We start from the raw sequence: 16,462 nt of genomic DNA, 5'->3' as shown, positions 1-16,462 counted from the left end.
TTAGATATTCTTGCGTATATCTCCTTCACCTACCCACATTGATAGCCGATATGCATATGAGGCACTAATGGATGATCAACTCCACATCACCAGCACACGGAATAGGACCGACTATCGACGTCCCATCTGGTCGAATCACATTAGACAGACAACGCAAATAATTCCACTGTCGGAATGGAAGCGCAATACTTATCGCATTCATATACTTCTCCGTATCTTGCACATACTTCTCTGTATCTTGCCGACCGCACGCCATCCGGCGGCGGTCGAATATCCCGGGTAACCGACTTCCTTGAGGTGGGCGATACGCTCCGCCTTGCCTTCCTGGGCGGCGCGCAGGATATCGATGGCCTCCTGCGCAGTGAGGGCGTCGGTCAGGTAACGGAAGTCAAGCGTCGCGACGAGCTCTTCAGGCTCCATCTCGGAAAGGAGCAGCCAGAGCGGCTTGCCGGCGCGCTTGGCCTTGAGGTCCCACAGGGCCGAAAGCACGGCGCCGATGGCCATGTGCTCGACGCCCTTCTCAGGGCCGAGCCAGCGCAGCTGCGAATCGCGCACGAACAGATCCCATGCGAGACGCATGTTGTCGAGCAGTTCCTCGACGTTACGACCGATAAGGGTCTCGGACATGGAGTCGATGGCCCGGACGACGACATCGTTGCCACGGCCGATGGTGAAGACGAATCCATTGCCGGAGTCACCGGCATCCGTGGAGACGACGACGTAGGCGGAGGAGTAATCCGGATCAGGGTTCATGGCATCGGAACCCGAGAACGTGGCCGATGTCGGGAACCGGAAATCATACGTGGTGACTTTGGTGATAACGCTCACAGTGCGCTTCCTTGGAAAGATGTTTAATCTCAAAAAGGGAGGACGGCAGACCAGCCATCCTCCCCGCAACAACATATTATGGGCGGTTATCAGTCTGCGTCAGTGGTGACTTTAAAACCGTTATCCTCGGCGTAAGACTTAAGGTTATCCTGCAACTTGGTAAATGCAGTCAACAAGTCTCCCTTACCTGTCAGAGCAGGAGCTACGGTATCACCAAACGCAACTGTGAGCTGCGCAGGGAATGGAATATAATCCCAGTCCATGTTCACTTTATCCATAGACTCAAAATAGATCTCATTCACATTAGTATTTGCGAAATATCCGTCTGTTTCTTGCTGATCTCGCTTGCTCTTATCCTTCTGATAATAGTTAGAGGCCATAAAGTAATTACCTTTATTTGCCGTCAAGAACTCAGAAACTCCATCCTTGCTGCCATTGACCCACTGAATGAAAGCCAATGCCGCTGCTTGCTTATCCTTTGGTGTAGCTGATGAAACAGAGAACATGGAGCCAGTAGACTCAGACTGATACGATTCTCCATCATTACCCCATGCCAAAGGATGGGCGACGACCATCTTACCCTTCAAAGAAGGATTCTGATCCTTGTAGATATTGCCTTGCCAGCACCCTTCCAATCTGGTTGCATATACGCCATCATTGACTTCACGATTAAATTCATCTGTACCGGTAGCAGCAGCACGAAGAACTCCATCATCCAGGCACTTCTGAATGAATTTAATGAACTCCGCCACCCGACCTGTGGTTAGCGAGAAATCAATATTCGTTGTATCCTTTACCGTCCAAGGCTTTGCGCCAACGGTACGTAATACACCGAACAAAGAAGTATCGCTAGAGGAAATGAACCCCATGTACTTACTTGGATCCTGCTTATGAAGCTTGACTCCTTCATCATAGAATTCTTGCCAAGTAGTGGGAACTTTCAGCCCATGCTCATCGAGAATGTCCTTTCGAACATATAGGGCCAAAGGTGCAGCATCCTGCGGGGTGCCATACAGTCCACCACCAAAGTGCACATTTTTCCACGCTGCTTGTGCATACTGCGTTCCCCAAGCCTTTTCAATTTCATCTGATTCAAAGTTTAGGAGCGCTCCGCTAACCGCATACTGCTCATATTCGCTGATCGACATTTGTACTACATCCGGAACGCCTTTATTGGCAGAAACAACGTTTTGGAATTTCGTGAAATGATCAGATGCAGCGCCTGTATTGACGAAGTTAATTTTGATATGAGGATATCTCTCCTGGAAAGCCTTGACCGGACCTTCGATTTGCTTAGCCGAATATGCCCATACCGTCAAATCCGTTGTTTTTGAGGTATCGGTTAAAGCGGAATTAATATCATTCAAAGATACATCAGCCTTATTGTTTTTCTGCGAAGTACCAGAGCCGCAGGCAGCCGCTCCAGCAGTCATGGCCAATGCTGCTACAGCAGCTATAAGGCGAATACTCTTCTTCATGATTACTCCTTTGTGTGTCATGAATTACTATCTTGTTGTTTTTTCAAACAGATGGATGCCGCACGGTCGCCAAGGCAACGAATGTGTGATCGTAGGGACCGTGCGGCCAAGGGTTCACTGCTTGACAGAGCCGGCCGCGAGGCCAGACTGCCAGTACTTTTGCAGGAACATGAATGCGATGATCAACGGAACAACTGCGATAAGCGAGCCCGTGATGATGAGGTTGTTCGGAACCTGACCGTCTGAAGTTCCCTGGGCACCCATCTTCAGCCACATGTTCAGACCGACCGTCAACGGGTAGTCGTTGGTATTCGTAAGCATGATCAGCGGCAGGAAGTAGTTGTTCCAAACACCGACCAGCGTGAACAGCAGTACGGTGACGAAACCTGGAGACAGCAGCGGGAAACCGACCTTCCAGAAGATGGTCCAAGTGTTTGCACCGTCCAGTTTCGCGGCTTCGATCAGCGAGACCGGAATCGAGGTCTGCGCATAGATGATCATCAGATACAGGCCGAACGGCGTGGCAAGCTGCGGAATAATCACGGCCCACGGAGTGCCGACCAGCCCGATCTTCGAATACATGAGGAACAGCGGCACGGTGATCACCGTAGAAGGAATTGACATGAATGCCAGAGTGACGGCCAGCAGGGCGTTACGTCCAGGGAATCGCATGGTGGCGATGGCATACCCAGCGAAAGTGGCAATGATGGTTGCACCAACACCTGCTACCACTGCGTACATGATCGTATTGAACAGCCAACGAGTGTAGACACCATGCTGATAAGCAAACGTATCCTGCACGTTCTGCCAGAACACATTCTTGTCATCGAACCACAGGCCGAAAGAGCTGAAGATGCCCTCACTGGTCTTTGTGGAAGAGAAGACGACCCACAGCAGCGGCACGAGGCAGTAGATGACCATCACAGCCATAATGATGTGCAGCAGCCAGTTGAGCACACGCTGCTTGCCGGTCAGCTTCGGAGCCGGCTCACGCTGCTGCATGCGCTTGTAATGCTTGCTTGCCTTGAGCGCCAGTTTGGCGTCTCTGCGCTGCAGCGACTTGGAACGCGGTCTTGCGATTGCTTCACTCATCACTTGTTCTCCCACTTGTTGCCGATGATCTTAACGACGGCGACCAAGGCCATGACGATGATGCCGATGACCAGAGAGACGGCAGCGGCATAGTTGACGTTCTGGCCATTGAATGCGAGGTTGTAGGTGTAGATGTTCGGCGTATAGCTGCTGTTGATCACGTCCGGGGCGGAAGTACGCAAGATGTTCGGTTCGTTGAACAGCTGGAGCGTGCCGATCACAGAGAAGAGGACCGTCATCACGATGGTGCTCTTAATCTGGGGGATCTTCACGGACCAAGCGATGCGCAGCTCCGAAGCGCCGTCAATACGGGCAGATTCGTACAGGTCGTTCGGAATGCCGATCAGTGCAGAATAATAAATCAGCATGTTATAGCCAAGGAAGCACCAAGTGCAGATGTTCGCGATGGCGAACAACATGAGCTGCTTCGACAACATATTAGGAGCCGCTACGCCAAACATACCGGCGATTTGTCCAAAAAGACCATACTTATCGCCGTAAATGTATCCCCACATCAGCGCCGCGATGACGCCTGGGACGGCATAAGGCAGGAACAGCAGGATTCGCGGCACCGCGATATGGCGGATCCTCTGGGAGTCCAAGACGAGCGCCGCCACGAGGGACAGAATCAGATTCATCGGAATCTGGATCGCCGCGTAAATCAGCACGTTCCTAAAGCCGCCCCACAAAGCCTCATCCTTGAACGCTCGGATGAAGTTGTCGAAGCCCGCGAATGTGGTGCCACCGAGAAGGGACTGCTTGAAGAAGCTGAGATAAAGCGCGTAGAACATCGGGACGATCATGCCGAACAGGAAGACCACCACGTATGGAAGACAATACAATATGCCTATGTATTGGCGCTTCGGCTTGCGCATCACGGAAGTATCCGGTTGCGCCGTTGCATTTGTCATAGTTTTTCTCCTAACCCGTCTGAATGAGCCTGTCAACAACATCGTCGCCATTGCCGTTTCATCCATCGGTACGTCCTTCAATGTACAAGGCTTTAAAAAAAAAAAGCAAATAAAACTTCATCGCGCGTGGCGAAATTTTCGTTATCTTGTTTTCCCGCCTTAGAAGGGCTTTATTGCAACGATATGCACAAATCGCACCCATCGAAGAAACAGCAGCCAATCCATGGCTGCAGCATCCGTCTCCGCTATATAGGCAGCAACACGCCGATAGAAAAGCTGTTCTAGAGTAGCGAAAATTTCTCTACTCTATATGTAACGCTTTTTGCAGCGTCGCATACGAAAAGAGAAGAGCCGGGGGTAGGCATTGATAACTGGACCGGGGGAATGATCGCCACACAATATCTCATATCATTGGGGCATCGACGAATCGCCGTCATCACTGGCCCTACTAATTCACAATCCTCACAAGCGCGGCTGAGCGGATACATGGCGACGCTGCAGAAAAGCGGCATCAGCGCGGATCCGCATCTCATCAAGGTCGGCGACTACGTATCCGACAAGGCATACAAGGCGGCATGCAATCTCCTGGAAATGAGGGAGCAGGACCGACCGACCGCCATCTTCGCGTTCAACGATCTCGTCGCGATCAACGTCTATCGCGCCGCCCGACAGCACGGCATCAGTCTGCCCGAACAATTATCGATCATCGGTTTCGACGATGTCTATCCTGCGGCAAGCATGTGTCCATCCCTGACGACCATCAGGCAGCCATTCGACCTCATCGCCAGACAATGCATCAACCTGATTCTCGAAGCGCGGGAAGGAAAGGTGGAACAGAATTACTTCATTTTTCCCACGCAGCTTGTCGAACGCGAAAGCTGCGTATCGCCAGCACGTCCGTAACTCAGCAACGGAACACAGAATCAGCTTCCACGAAGCACCCATGCATATGCAATCCGTCTCTGGCACAAGCATTTACTTCTGTTTACCAGATGAAAATACAATATCGTGCGATTACGGGGGGGGGCGCAGCCCTAGCCTCAGCTGGAGGTCAGGAAGGTTTCGTTGCCTCGGGTGAAGTCGAGGACGGCACCGGCGAGTTGGACCTCGTCTGCCAGTTCGGGGTCGGCGGCCAGAAGCTGCTCGGCACGGGTGCGGGCGTCGGCGATCATGTCGGCGTCCTTGACCACGCGCAGGAGCTTCAGGCTGGACTTGCCGCCGGATTGGGCGTCGCCGAGCACATCGCCGGCACCGCGGAATTCCAAGTCGGCTTGGGCGATTTCGGCACCGTCGAGCGAGTGGTGAATCACTTCGAGCCGTTGCTCGGCCGGGGAGCCGGGTTCCGCACGGGAAATAAGGAACGCCCACGAGTTGGTGCCGCCACGTCCCACGCGGCCGCGCAGCTGATGCAACTGAGAGAGGCCGTATCGGTCGGCATCAAAGATGACGATGCAGCTGGCCTGCTTGACGTCCACGCCGACTTCGATCACCGTGGTGGACACCAGGATCGGAGTCTCGCCGCCGACAAAATCGGCCATGACCTGGGTTTTGACGTCATCCTTGTCGCGGCCGGTCAGAGTCGCAAACCGAATGCCTTGGAATTGCGGGAGTTTCTGCAACCGGTCGGCGATTTCGGCCACCGCATGCAATGGCGGGCGAGCCACGGTTTCGCCGTTCTCGTCGAAGGTTTCGTAGGGATCGTCGATGCCGATGGCGTCGGCCGCCGCGCGCGTCGCACGGCCGCCCGCAGCTGTGCGGGCGCTGGAACCAGATGCTGCGGCGCGTCCGCTGGCAGAACCGGCTGCTGACGAAACGCCGGAACCGCCTTCGTTCTCCTCATCATCCGCATCAATGCGCGGGCACACGATATAGGCCCGCTCCCCCGCGTCGACTCGCGCGCGAATGTGCGCGAACATACGCCCCATGGTGGCGGCGTCGGCCTCATTGACCACCACGGTGCGAATCGGTTTGCGGCCGCCGGGCAATTCGGTGAGCCAGGAAATATCGAGATCACCGAACCAAGTCATGGCGGCAGTGCGCGGGATGGGCGTGGCGGTCATCACCAGTAGATGCGGCGTGGTGCCGTCGTCGGTTTTGGCGTTGAGACTTTCGCGCTGTTCCACACCGAACCGGTGCTGCTCGTCGATTACCACCAAGGCCAAGTGCGGGGCTTGGAAGGTCTTGGAAAATGCCGCGTGCGTGGCCACGATAATGCCCGGCTCGCCACTGGCGGCCGCAGCAAGTGCTTTACGTCGCGCAGCAAGCTTCATGCCACCGGTCAGCAGGGTGACGGGAATTTCCGCAGACACCTTGGAAGAAGAGACTGTCGAAGCACTGGACGCGCCCATCGCGCCCTCAACGTCGGCCGCGGCATCGGTCTCCTTGGCACCCGGCTGTGCAAGGGCCAGCCCCGACACCATCTTGCTGATGGTCTCGTAATGCTGTTCGGCAAGCACCTGAGTGGGAGCCACCAGCACCGCCTGATAGCCGGCGCCGACCGCCTGCAGCATGGCCGCGAGCGCCACCACGGTTTTGCCGGAGCCGACTTCGCCCTGCAACAGACGTTGCATGGGCCAGTCACGTTCAAGATCGGCCGCGATGTCGTCCACCACCTGACTCTGCCCGGCTGTCAGTGTGAACGGCAGCGAGGCGATGAAACGGTCACGCAAATTGGGCAGATCAGGCAGATTGGTCGCAGCACCGCGCTCCGATGCTCCCGGTTGTGCGCTTGGCTCCGCGGCCGCTTCGCCCACCGACGCTCGAGCTGTTTCCAGCGCCTCGTTCAGCGGGCAAGGATGCGCCGATGACTTGTGCGCGTGCTGTCGAGCCTTCAGCAGCGAGGTCTGCGAAACGAAAGCCTCCTCATAGCGCAGGGTTTCGATGGCTTCCTTGAACCGGGCCGTGGAGGCCGGATCATGAATGGCCAGGAACGCCTCAGCCCGATGCATGAGGTTCTTGGCCTTGCGCACCGATTCGGGCAGCACATCTGGGATGGATCGGGAGAGCGCCTCAGCACCGGATTCGGCGGTCGTGCCGGACTTCTCTTCCCCGTTTTGGACGGCGATGGTGTCGGTCGTGGGAGCCACGATGTCGACTGACCCAGCGCCAGCGAGTTGCCCGTCAGGCGTGGATGACGTGCGGGCCCCCATCATCCACAGCAATCCCAGAATCGTCTCATGAATATGTTCGGATGAAATACGCGAACTGGCGTGATATACCGGGCGGGGCCGGCAGACGCGGGTAAGCGCCTCTTGCACGGTATCGGCGTCGTATTTCAGCGCGGCCCCGGAAGGGGCAGCCGCGGCCGGCGGATACGCGGACTGCGCACTGGCATACGGATCGGTACTTCCCGCAAACGCGCCATTGCCGGATGCCGCGCCCCGAGCGTAACCCTCAAGCCCCGCTCCTGTTCCGGCCGACCCGGGCGCGACAGTGAGGATTTCGGGGTGCGTGAATTGCAGCTGACCCATGTATTCGCTGGGCATACCGGAGACCACCACAGACGTGCCGGCGCGCAGCCGCATGCTGACCCAATCCACATACGATTTACGATACGAAAAGAACGTGAGCCGAGCCGTGCTGCCGGGTACGCGACGAGACCGGGCAAAGTCGGCGTCGTCAACCGCCGCCTCGAGTCGGTAGCCGCGGCGAGCGTTCATCGGCACCACGCGCATGTCTCGTATCACGGCGGCAAATGCCATCTGCTGGCCGGGTGCGGCCTCGCGGATGGCGCGAAGCGGCACCGGTTCGGTGACGCGGAAGGGATAGTAGGTCAGGGCGTCGCCGACAGTGACGATTCCCAGCGATTTGAGCGCGGACACGCGACGCTTGTTGGTGACCAGCGAAGCGAGAGTGGTGTCCATAGTGATGCTCATATTGGCCTATTCTATTCGCACGGCCCCTTTAGGCCGCAGAAACAACAAAACCCGCTGAGCCGAAGCTCAAACGGGTTTTGCTCCACGTTAGTACGCGATTCACGCGGCCACGCGCTGAACCTTGCCGGCCTTGAGGCACTTGACGCACACGCGCAGGCGAGTGTTCTCGCCATCAATCGTGGTGCGCACAGACTGCAGGTTCGGGCGGAAGCTACGCTTGGTACGACGGTGCGAATGGGAAACGGTGAAACCGGTCTGCGGTCCCTTGCCGCACACTGCGCAACGAGCTGCCATGATGGACTCCCTTAACCTTGATGTGTCAAGTCTTTCGCGCATTCGACCGCCGGTTTCACCCGACATGCCGAACACACAACTTCACAAATATATAGCCCAATACCGACAACCGCAACTCTTGCGTGTATCATGGGTGAACTTCGGCGGTTCACGCGCGGTTCGAGCGTAACTTGCGAGTGGGCCATCAGCGGTTCGCGAGCGGCTCGGCATTGGTTCGCCATCGGCGAATTACGCCGCAAATCGTAGCGTTTACCTGATAAAACACGCCGGCTTGCCTATTCCGCATCCAGCAAACTCTCATATAATCTCGGTATAAGAGATGGCAAGGGACGAAGGGGTCCTCGTGCAACTTACGACGAAGGAGGCTGTCATGTTGAATCTCAGGCGAGGTATCGGCACTCACGAGCCCAGCGTGATTTCACTGGGGCAAGTCTGGGTGGACATTATGCTCAATGTGGACGAGGTGCCGGCACAGGGCGGATTCGCCGTGGCCGATCATCCGAAGCCTTCCATTGGCGGCAGCTATCGCGTGCTGCAGGCGGCCAGCCGCATGGGCGTGCCGACCGAGCACGCCGGCATTCTGGGCAACGGCCTGTGGGCGCATTTCATCCGCCAGTCATTCCAAGACAACGGCATTACGCATATCGGCCAGGATCGTCTTGATGAGGATTCCGGTTTCCGCGTGGTGCTGAGCTCCGGCGCGCCGAAGAAGACGTTCATCGCTTCCTATGGCGCCGAGGCTCATGGCGACGCGGACACGTTCAACACGCTGGAGCCGCAGCCCAAAGACGTGGTGCACATCAGCGGCAACACACTGATGGACCATACGGCCACCGGCGTGGACGGATTCCTACTCAAGGCCGGTACCGACCCGGCTGCACGCGACTACACGCTGGTGATCAATCCCACCAATACGTTGCGTCTGGTCAACGACCATATGCTTGAGGACCTGGTGCTCGCACGCCCGGTCTGGTCCTGCAACCGTCAGGAGGCCATGACGCTGGCCGAGCGCCTGGGCGCGCCGATCGACGACAGCAAGGTCACCATCGGCGGTGGACTCGACGACTTCATGCACCAGTTGTGTGACGGCTTGGGCACTACACTGCGCGCGCCGCTGGTGGTGCGTGTCGGCGCCCGCGGCGCTTGGATTCGTGAGCCAGGTGGCGAGACGATTCATATCGAGGGATACCCGACCAAGGCCGTACACACCCGTTCGGCGGGCGGTTGCCACACCGGCGTGATGTGCGCGATGCTGGCAAAGGGCCATAGTCTGGCCGAATCGGTAAAGATCGCCAACGCGGCGGCATCCATCGCCATCCAGCGCAGCCTCAACGGCGTGCCGCAATGCCCCGATTACGACGAGGCCATCGCGCTGATCGGCGAATAGTTTCCGGACGATTGAGTGGATTTCCTCATCTGGGGGAATCCACGATCGGCTCCCTTCAGTCCACGATCGGCTCCCTTCAGTCCGCTTCGCGGCCAGCTCCCCTCAGCGAGGGGAGCTATTTTTCTGCCCTGGCTCCCCTTAGAAAGGGGCCCCGGCATTATTCACCCGCCGTTCAACCGGAATGGCCCCCCACCCTAGTCCGCGCTTCTACGATAGATTGAGTTGAATACCGTCGAGGAGTGCATATGACTGATCCCACGAATGTCCACGAACCGGTGCCGCAAAGCGCCAAACTGACCGCCCGCGAAAAGAAGTGGATCATCTACGACGTCGGCAACTCGGCATTCGTGCTGCTGTCCACCGCCGTCATCCCCATTTACGCCAAATCGCTGATGCCGGCGGACGGCAACATCGTGTCCGCCTGGGGCTACGCGCAAACCATTGCCTCCTTGGTCATAGCGCTGCTCATGCCGTTGCTCGGCTCCATCGCCGACGTGCAAGGCATGAAAATCAAGTTCTTCCTGGGCTTCTTCGGCACCGGCGTGGTCACCTGCTGCGCAATGGCCTTGCCCCTGACCTGGCTGCCGTTCCTGGTCGTCTACATTCTGGCGACCATCGGCCTTAACGGCTCGCTGACGTTCTATGATTCGATGCTTATCGACACCACCTCGAACGAGCGCATGGACAAGGTCTCCTCGCACGGCTACGGCTGGGGCTACATCGGCTCCACCGTGCCGTTCATCTTCTGCATCGTGCTGATCTTCGGCGGCCCGTCGCTCTTCGGCTGGTCCACGGTGGCTTGCACGCGCGCCTCATTCATCATCACCGCCATCTGGTGGGTGGCATTCACCATCCCGCTGCTTACCAGCTACCGCCAAGTGCACTATCGCGCCACCCGTGACCAGCTGGGCTCGGCCATGCGCGGCACGTTCAGCGAACTGGCGGGCACGTTCGGCAAAATCGTGAAGAACAAGCCGTTGTGGATGTTCATGATCGCGTTCTTCTTCTACATCGATGCCGTGAACACGGTGATTTCGATGAGTACCTCCTACGGTGCCGAGCTTGGCATCGACTCCACCCAGCTGGTGGTGGCACTGCTCGTCACGCAGTTCGTGGCCTTCCCCTGCGCGATTCTCTACGGCCGCCTGGCGGCGCGATTCGGTTGCAAGGCGATGATCACGGCGGCGGTCGTAGCATACATGTGCATCGTGCTCTTCGCCGCGTTCTTCATGAAATCGGCCGTGGAGTTCTGGATTCTGGCGATTCTGGTCGGCATGTTCCAAGGCGGCATCCAGGCGCTCTCCCGCTCGTACTACGGCAAGATCATCCCCAAGGATCACGCCAACGAGTACTACGGCTTCTACGATATCTTCGGCAAGACCGCCTCAATCATCGGCACCTTCCTGGTGGCCACCACCACGTCCCTGACCGGCAACGCCTCGTTCGGCGTGCTGTCCATCGCAATCCTGCTCGTCGCGGCGCTGGTCTTCCTGCTGCTGCAGAAAGACCCGACGCAAGCGTAATATCATCCATCAATCAGCAACAGGAACGCCGAAGCAGCGATAAAACGGCAGACCCTACCGCCCGAGCCGCGACCTGAAACAATTTAGCCCTGCACAACGCACATATTTTGACAGGGCGGTAGTTGTCGCAAATTCTGCGACAACTACCGTTGGTAAATCGAACGCTATAATCAGAAACTTTCAGATGCTGAGTTCCATGCAGTACCCCCTGTGACCGCAATGCGGGCAGGTAAGCTTGCGTGTCTTGGGCGTGTGTGCGGCGAATACGAACTCTCGCATACCCGGCTGGAAGGTCTCATGGCAAGCCGGACATAGGTACTGCACGCGGGAGCGATAGTACTTCATCGCCGCAACAGTGAGCGCAATCGCCAGCAGAACGGCGACCGGCAGCGGCCACCATACATCTGTCATCACACCGATGACGAGGCATGCAATTTGCAACAAAGTCGCGGGCAATGCGATTGCCAGCATGACCAAATATGTGGTGCGCAGGGAATGAGTGGTTGTGGTGTTCATAACGGTTGCCATGTCGGTTAATGTTGACGATACGAAGTCCGACGCCGAGACCGTCAGTGCTTTGCGCAGCTGCAAGCAGTCATCAAGACGTTGCTTCTGCTCGGCGATACCCGACTGCAAGGATGCCGTCTGCTGATCCAGCAAATCAACCAGCACCCGTTCCGGCCGCTCGTCCGACAGAATCGAGCGAATCTGCTCCAGCTTGAAGCCGAGTCCTTTGAGAAAAAGGATGACCCGCATCCGCTCGACCTCTGCAGCCCCATACAGCCTTCGGCCGCCGTCGCTGATCTCATTGGGAATCAACAGACCTTTGGCGTCGTAGTACTGCACGGTTCGCACACTCACACCAGTGAGTTTGGCGATGTCCCCTGTGGTGTATCGGCTGTCCGTTTCATCGTCCATCGACATGGCCTAACCTCCTTTCACCAAGCAATATGCCGCATTACGCAACGTCACAAGCAACATATGACGCAACGTCGACCACAAAACCTTCACATATAAGCGGACTGTAGAAAGACATCCGACCATCGCAATTGTGCACTGGTTCACAGTGAGTACCCCGAACCAGTTAGACGGCAGAACAGAATTACAGCCACACCTGTTCTTCAGGCTTTACCTCGCCGACCGCATTGGCCACACGTATGGCATCATTTCGGCTCAATCTACCGGTGAATCCCTGTAGATCCGACCGGAGGAACCGCACCTGCATGCGATACACGTCGAAGACATGCAATTGCTCCGGAACCGGCATCAATTCCGGAATATCATGATTATTCGCCATCGCGCCACGCCTTGGGCAGTACGGCAACACCATCGGCGCCCCGGCTTGGATTCAACACCATGGCGTTCGGCACTTCGATCACCGGATATCCCTGTTCGTCGACCCCACGGTACGTAACTCCATTGGCGGCAACACGTCCCGCGCGAGGCAGCACGGGTTCAGGCGCCTTCACCTCGAACGGAATACGACGCTGCGACACCAACTGCACGCTGGCCATATTCACGAACGTATTGAAATTCAATCCCATGGAATCAAGAATGGCGTTCACTTCAGCTTTGAGATCATCATCCATGCGAACAGTAGTAGTGCTCATAATGAATCCTTTCCAAAGCCAATTGTATTACTAATGACTTCTCTTCTCAATATAATCCGTAGGATGCTTAACGCTTTTGCATCATGACCTTGACATCGGGACAATCCCGCGTGAAACCAATCTCTGCCTTTGCGCTCATCAGCTGGGGAGCTCACGGTCACACTCATGCGTCGCAGACCACGAGCCTCACGCGCCTCCTCATTCCACATCTGTGTTAACAACATGCGTTAATCGCATGCATCGCCACCATGATTCCCCAATGATTTCAAGGGTTCCCCGGTCTCACTATTGTTTCTTCCCTAAAACAGCCTCAATCATCGGCACCTTCCTGGTAGCCACCACCACGTCCCTGACCGGCAACGCCTCGTTCGGCGTGCTGTCCATCGCCGTCCTGCTCGTTGTGGCGCTCGTTTTCCCGCTGCTCCAGAAGGATCCGACGCGCGCAAACGTGCTGAGACATCGCCGGTGAACCAAGTTCTGCCTTTTTACCGACGCCAGCTCGCATAAGCAGGAATCAAACGTCGGCGCTGGGACACAGAACGGGAATCCGCCGACGTTCAGAGTATCTGATGTCGGTGCCGGGCCATGTCTTGGACGCCACCGACACAAGTACCACTCTTGGCGACGGTGGTAGGGCATCCGCTGTCCCACCACCGTCGCCAATCGTTCTCAGCGGCGTTGACAATCCATTATCTGTCCCTCCAACGCCGCCAGACGTCAACAGCGTCGGCGACGGTCCGGATTTTGACGCACCACCGATGCAAAACCATTGCAGGCGGTCCGTACGGAACATCAGCCGCGACCACCGAACGAGCACCAAATGCGGCATCAGCCACGACACCAGCCGCACTTATCGACGCGCCCTTACCGCGTCATCACGTCCATCAATACAATGACTCATCGGCATATCCGGCTGCAGCCCAATAATCGTCGGCCGATAGCGAGCGATTGAAACCGGTGGCATGATCGCTTCTGAGGTCGCCCTCGCCACCGAGATCGACATCGAAATCAGTACCAGCATCGGAAGTACCGCCGGACATACCGGCAACGGACCTGACTTCGGTTTTCAGCAGGTATTTCTCCGCGAAATTCAGCGTGGTGCACACCATCGCAAACCCCTTTCCATGCCGTTGCCCTGGCTGACCAAGACGTCCTTGTGTAAGCAAGTATGGCGGCTCCCCTTCCGCACCGCCATATCCACTATGGAAGCACGCCGCGGCACACGACACAAGCCCCGGGACATATGAAGAAGTTATGGCCGGTTCAAAGCACCCGTATTACAGCCCAAACGGCACCGCGCGCAGCGGGATTGCACGACGGCCGGACGCCACTCATGATCGAAACCGCTCACAGCCAGATGCCACCCGAAGCCGGACGCCATATAAGGAGCCGTGGCACAGCAGATATAGAAAATGCCCGCCATCATAGGCTGACGAGCGTGATATCGGGTGGGCGATGTAGGAATCGAACCTACGACCCCTTCGGTGTGAACGAAGTGCGCTAGCCGCTGCGCCAATCGCCCGAGCTTGTGATGAAAAAACCGGCAACATTCTGCCGGCGATTCATCGAGTGGGCGATACAAGATTCGAACTTGTGACCCCTTCCGTGTCAGGGAAGTGCGCTACCACTGCGCCAACCGCCCGGGTCATCCTCAGGCTGAATCAATCATCCTGAACCAGCCATCCGAGAGCGGACAACGGGACTCGAACCCGCGGTCTCAACCTTGGCAAGGTTGCGCTTTACCAACTAAGCTATGTCCGCATGTGTTACCTTCACGGGCAACAGGTGACAAAGATACGCCAATCTCAGGAAAAAGCCAAGCCCCCGCGTGTCCCACCGGTTTTCCAACGATTATCGGGTGCCGCCGTGCACATAACTCGCGGTGACCGTATACAGCAGCCAAGCGATGGGCATGGCCAGCATAAACAGCGGGTAGAACCAAGCGATGGGCACATTGCACGGCCATGGCCGTGGAAATCAGGAACGCATGACGATAACCGATCAGCTGGCCGAAGAGGCCAAGGCCTTGATCGGCGACCGTGCCGAAGTGAAGTTCCTGAACTACGCCGACGTGCCGTTCTTCAACCAGGACGAGGAATTCCCGAACCCGACAGCCGCCGTGGCCGCCGCCTTCCTGGCGCTCGTTGCGGAGTAATCCCGCCTGAATCTTGGTTACGTTCCACCTCAAGGCGGACCAGCTGCATCAGCAATGTGCCGAACCCCTCTGATTGACTCCAATCAGAGGGGTCGCTGCGTTTCAAGGGGCTGATTTGGCCTTCTCCGGAGGTCTACTCCCGTTTCAAGGGGCTGGTGGCTGAGTAGACACGGGCCAAAAACGGCGTAATGACGTTAGCCCGGAGCCGTTTATACTTGCGGTTTCCCGGATGAAGAGCCCCTCGAAACGGAGATAGACCTCCGGAATAACCCAAATCAGCCCCTCGAAGCGGAGTTAGACGGTTGGGATGTCGGAAAGAACACTCACGCCGGCCCAAGAACCCCCACTATGTCAGATATCGCTGCCCAGCACGCAATACTGACTGTACAGCACGACCCGTCCTTCATGAAATCAGGCACAGTATGGGCTTCATCCCTCAACGCGCGATAATGGCGGTATGACGCAACGACAACTGATGCGGGCCACAGTCGAAACGCCCATCGGCAGGATGATGATGGCCTCGGACGGCGAGGGACTTACCGAACTCTGTCTTGAAGACTGGTGGTGGGCCACCGATCACCAAGCCGTTCTCGATTCGAATCGCGAATCCGATCGTGAACCCGATGTGTTCCGTATGACCCGCGTATGGCTGACCGCCTATTTCGCCGGCGAGCGCCCCGGCCTAGATCAGACGCCGCCGTTGCATCCCGCCGGCACGCCATTCCAACATGAAGTGTGGAATCTGGTGGCCGAAATTCCCTATGGCATGACGGTAAGTTACGGCGAACTCGCCGCCGAATTGGCCGAACGACGCGGTGGCGGCCGCATGGCCGCGCAGGCGGTCGGAGGCGCAGTGAAGCGCAATCCGGTTACCATCATCGTGCCCTGTCACCGCGTAGTCGGCTCGGGCCGCGCGTTTGGCGGCTACGGCGGCCGACTCGACATCAAGGCCGAGTTGCTTGAACTCGAGGGCGTGGATCTGGCGCGCTTCGATCTGCCGAACCCTTGACGGGCCCAGCGGTCCGCCTCGTCAAAAGGATTGAGTGGTTAACCCTCCCGCCGGCGGGAGATGGCGCGTGCGTCGTAGGGTGGTCGGCTGGCTGGCATCGCAACCCTGCCACCCGACAATTTTCGACAAGCTGACGGGAATCCTTCCACGAATTGTTCGCCGTCGGTGCAGTCTTGCTCGATCGCGCCGGCCAAAACCGTACAATCCCTACAATGGAATGCATATGGTTAATTGCTGCGCGCAGCCGCACGGCCGCACGCGATCGCAAGACCACATGACCCAAGGGGATATGCAATATCA

15 protein-coding genes, 3 tRNA genes and 1 pseudogene are annotated in these 16,462 nt (G+C 57.2%); 6 read left to right on the top strand and 13 right to left on the bottom strand.

Translation table 11 applies throughout. The annotated features are described in order from the left end of the window. Positions 1–252: 252 nt before the first annotated feature. From BLIJ_RS01795 to BLIJ_RS01780, 4 genes and pseudogenes are all read right to left on the bottom strand, one after another. Positions 253–828, bottom strand: a pseudogene (locus BLIJ_RS01795) (enolase-like domain-containing protein); the annotation flags it as partial. A gap of 89 nt (positions 829–917) precedes the next feature. After that, complete coding sequence (locus BLIJ_RS01790) at positions 918–2,306, bottom strand: ABC transporter substrate-binding protein (protein WP_014484561.1); 1,389 nt, start codon at positions 2,304–2,306, stop codon at positions 918–920. Between the two features lie 114 nt (positions 2,307–2,420). Then, positions 2,421–3,398: a carbohydrate ABC transporter permease gene (locus BLIJ_RS01785; protein ID WP_012576773.1), complete on the bottom strand. Its 978-nt coding sequence runs from the start codon at positions 3,396–3,398 to the stop codon at positions 2,421–2,423. Next, the gene (locus BLIJ_RS01780) at positions 3,398–4,309 is read right to left on the bottom strand and encodes a carbohydrate ABC transporter permease (protein ID WP_012576772.1); all 912 of its coding nucleotides are present in this window, start codon (positions 4,307–4,309) and stop codon (positions 3,398–3,400) included. Before BLIJ_RS01780 ends, BLIJ_RS01785 begins: the two co-directional genes overlap by 1 nt. Before the next feature lie 363 nt (positions 4,310–4,672). On the opposite strand from BLIJ_RS01780, the gene BLIJ_RS01775 reads away from it, so the two are divergent. Next, a complete protein-coding gene (locus tag BLIJ_RS01775) occupies positions 4,673–5,212 on the top strand; it encodes a substrate-binding domain-containing protein (RefSeq protein WP_256756172.1) in 540 nt (179 codons plus the stop codon). Positions 5,213–5,349: 137 nt separating this feature from the next. Here BLIJ_RS01775 and BLIJ_RS01770 read toward each other — a convergent pair whose 3' ends face one another. After that, complete coding sequence (locus BLIJ_RS01770) at positions 5,350–8,184, bottom strand: ATP-dependent DNA helicase RecG (protein WP_012576770.1); 2,835 nt, start codon at positions 8,182–8,184, stop codon at positions 5,350–5,352. 99 nt (positions 8,185–8,283) lie between these two features. Next, positions 8,284–8,478 (bottom strand): 50S ribosomal protein L28, encoded by a 195-nt coding sequence (rpmB, locus tag BLIJ_RS01765; protein ID WP_007051452.1) that lies wholly within the window; start codon positions 8,476–8,478, stop codon positions 8,284–8,286. A gap of 370 nt (positions 8,479–8,848) precedes the next feature. Between rpmB and BLIJ_RS01760 the strand changes: the two genes are divergently transcribed. Both BLIJ_RS01760 and BLIJ_RS01755 read left to right on the top strand, forming a co-directional pair. Next, entirely contained in the window at positions 8,849–9,865 is a 1,017-nt protein-coding gene (locus tag BLIJ_RS01760; RefSeq protein ID WP_012576769.1) for a carbohydrate kinase family protein, read from the top strand. Positions 9,866–10,110: 245 nt separating this feature from the next. Beyond that, a complete protein-coding gene (locus BLIJ_RS01755; protein WP_012576768.1) occupies positions 10,111–11,388 on the top strand; it encodes an MFS transporter in 1,278 nt (425 codons plus the stop codon). A 180-nt stretch (positions 11,389–11,568) separates the two neighbouring features. On the opposite strand, the gene BLIJ_RS01750 is transcribed toward BLIJ_RS01755, so the two are convergent. The 3 genes from BLIJ_RS01750 to BLIJ_RS01740 all read right to left on the bottom strand — a co-directional run bounded on the left by BLIJ_RS01750 (position 11,569) and on the right by BLIJ_RS01740 (position 12,998). Continuing rightward, complete coding sequence (locus BLIJ_RS01750) at positions 11,569–12,312, bottom strand: MerR family transcriptional regulator (protein ID WP_012576767.1); 744 nt, start codon at positions 12,310–12,312, stop codon at positions 11,569–11,571. A 178-nt stretch (positions 12,313–12,490) separates the two neighbouring features. Continuing rightward, positions 12,491–12,685, bottom strand: coding sequence for a hypothetical protein (locus tag BLIJ_RS01745; RefSeq protein ID WP_014484557.1), 195 nt, complete (start codon positions 12,683–12,685; stop codon positions 12,491–12,493). Next, on the bottom strand, positions 12,675–12,998 hold the full coding sequence (locus BLIJ_RS01740; protein ID WP_012576766.1) for a type II toxin-antitoxin system RelB/DinJ family antitoxin: 324 nt from the start codon (positions 12,996–12,998) through the stop codon (positions 12,675–12,677). The genes BLIJ_RS01745 and BLIJ_RS01740 overlap by 11 nt, the downstream gene beginning before the upstream one ends. A gap of 259 nt (positions 12,999–13,257) precedes the next feature. On the opposite strand from BLIJ_RS01740, the gene BLIJ_RS14100 reads away from it, so the two are divergent. After that, a complete protein-coding gene (locus BLIJ_RS14100; RefSeq protein WP_014484556.1) occupies positions 13,258–13,467 on the top strand; it encodes a hypothetical protein in 210 nt (69 codons plus the stop codon). 415 nt (positions 13,468–13,882) lie between these two features. Here the strand turns inward: BLIJ_RS14100 and BLIJ_RS01735 are convergent, their stop codons facing one another. From BLIJ_RS01735 to BLIJ_RS01720, 4 genes are all read right to left on the bottom strand, one after another. Further along, positions 13,883–14,107, bottom strand: a complete 225-nt coding sequence (locus BLIJ_RS01735) for a hypothetical protein (protein ID WP_014484555.1) — start codon at positions 14,105–14,107, stop codon at positions 13,883–13,885. A 340-nt stretch (positions 14,108–14,447) separates the two neighbouring features. Further along, positions 14,448–14,520, bottom strand: a tRNA-Val gene (locus tag BLIJ_RS01730). 48 nt (positions 14,521–14,568) lie between these two features. Then, positions 14,569–14,640 (bottom strand) — tRNA-Val (locus tag BLIJ_RS01725). Positions 14,641–14,686: 46 nt separating this feature from the next. Next, a tRNA-Gly gene (locus BLIJ_RS01720) sits at positions 14,687–14,759 on the bottom strand. Positions 14,760–14,985: 226 nt separating this feature from the next. Here BLIJ_RS01720 and BLIJ_RS01715 point away from each other — a divergent pair. Together BLIJ_RS01715 and BLIJ_RS01710 are read left to right on the top strand one after the other, a co-directional pair. Then, positions 14,986–15,153 carry a hypothetical protein gene (locus BLIJ_RS01715; protein ID WP_007057690.1) on the top strand — a complete coding sequence of 56 codons (168 nt, stop codon included), beginning with the start codon at positions 14,986–14,988 and terminating at the stop codon, positions 15,151–15,153. Between the two features lie 457 nt (positions 15,154–15,610). After that, positions 15,611–16,162 carry a methylated-DNA--[protein]-cysteine S-methyltransferase gene (locus BLIJ_RS01710; RefSeq protein WP_041981663.1) on the top strand — a complete coding sequence of 184 codons (552 nt, stop codon included), beginning with the start codon at positions 15,611–15,613 and terminating at the stop codon, positions 16,160–16,162. Positions 16,163–16,462 lie beyond the last annotated feature (300 nt).

It is taken from the genome of Bifidobacterium longum subsp. infantis ATCC 15697 = JCM 1222 = DSM 20088 (genome assembly GCF_000269965.1).
In the GTDB taxonomy this organism is placed as follows: Bacteria; Actinomycetota; Actinomycetes; order Actinomycetales; family Bifidobacteriaceae; genus Bifidobacterium; species Bifidobacterium infantis.
This window is presented reverse-complemented; position numbering and strand designations above follow the sequence as displayed.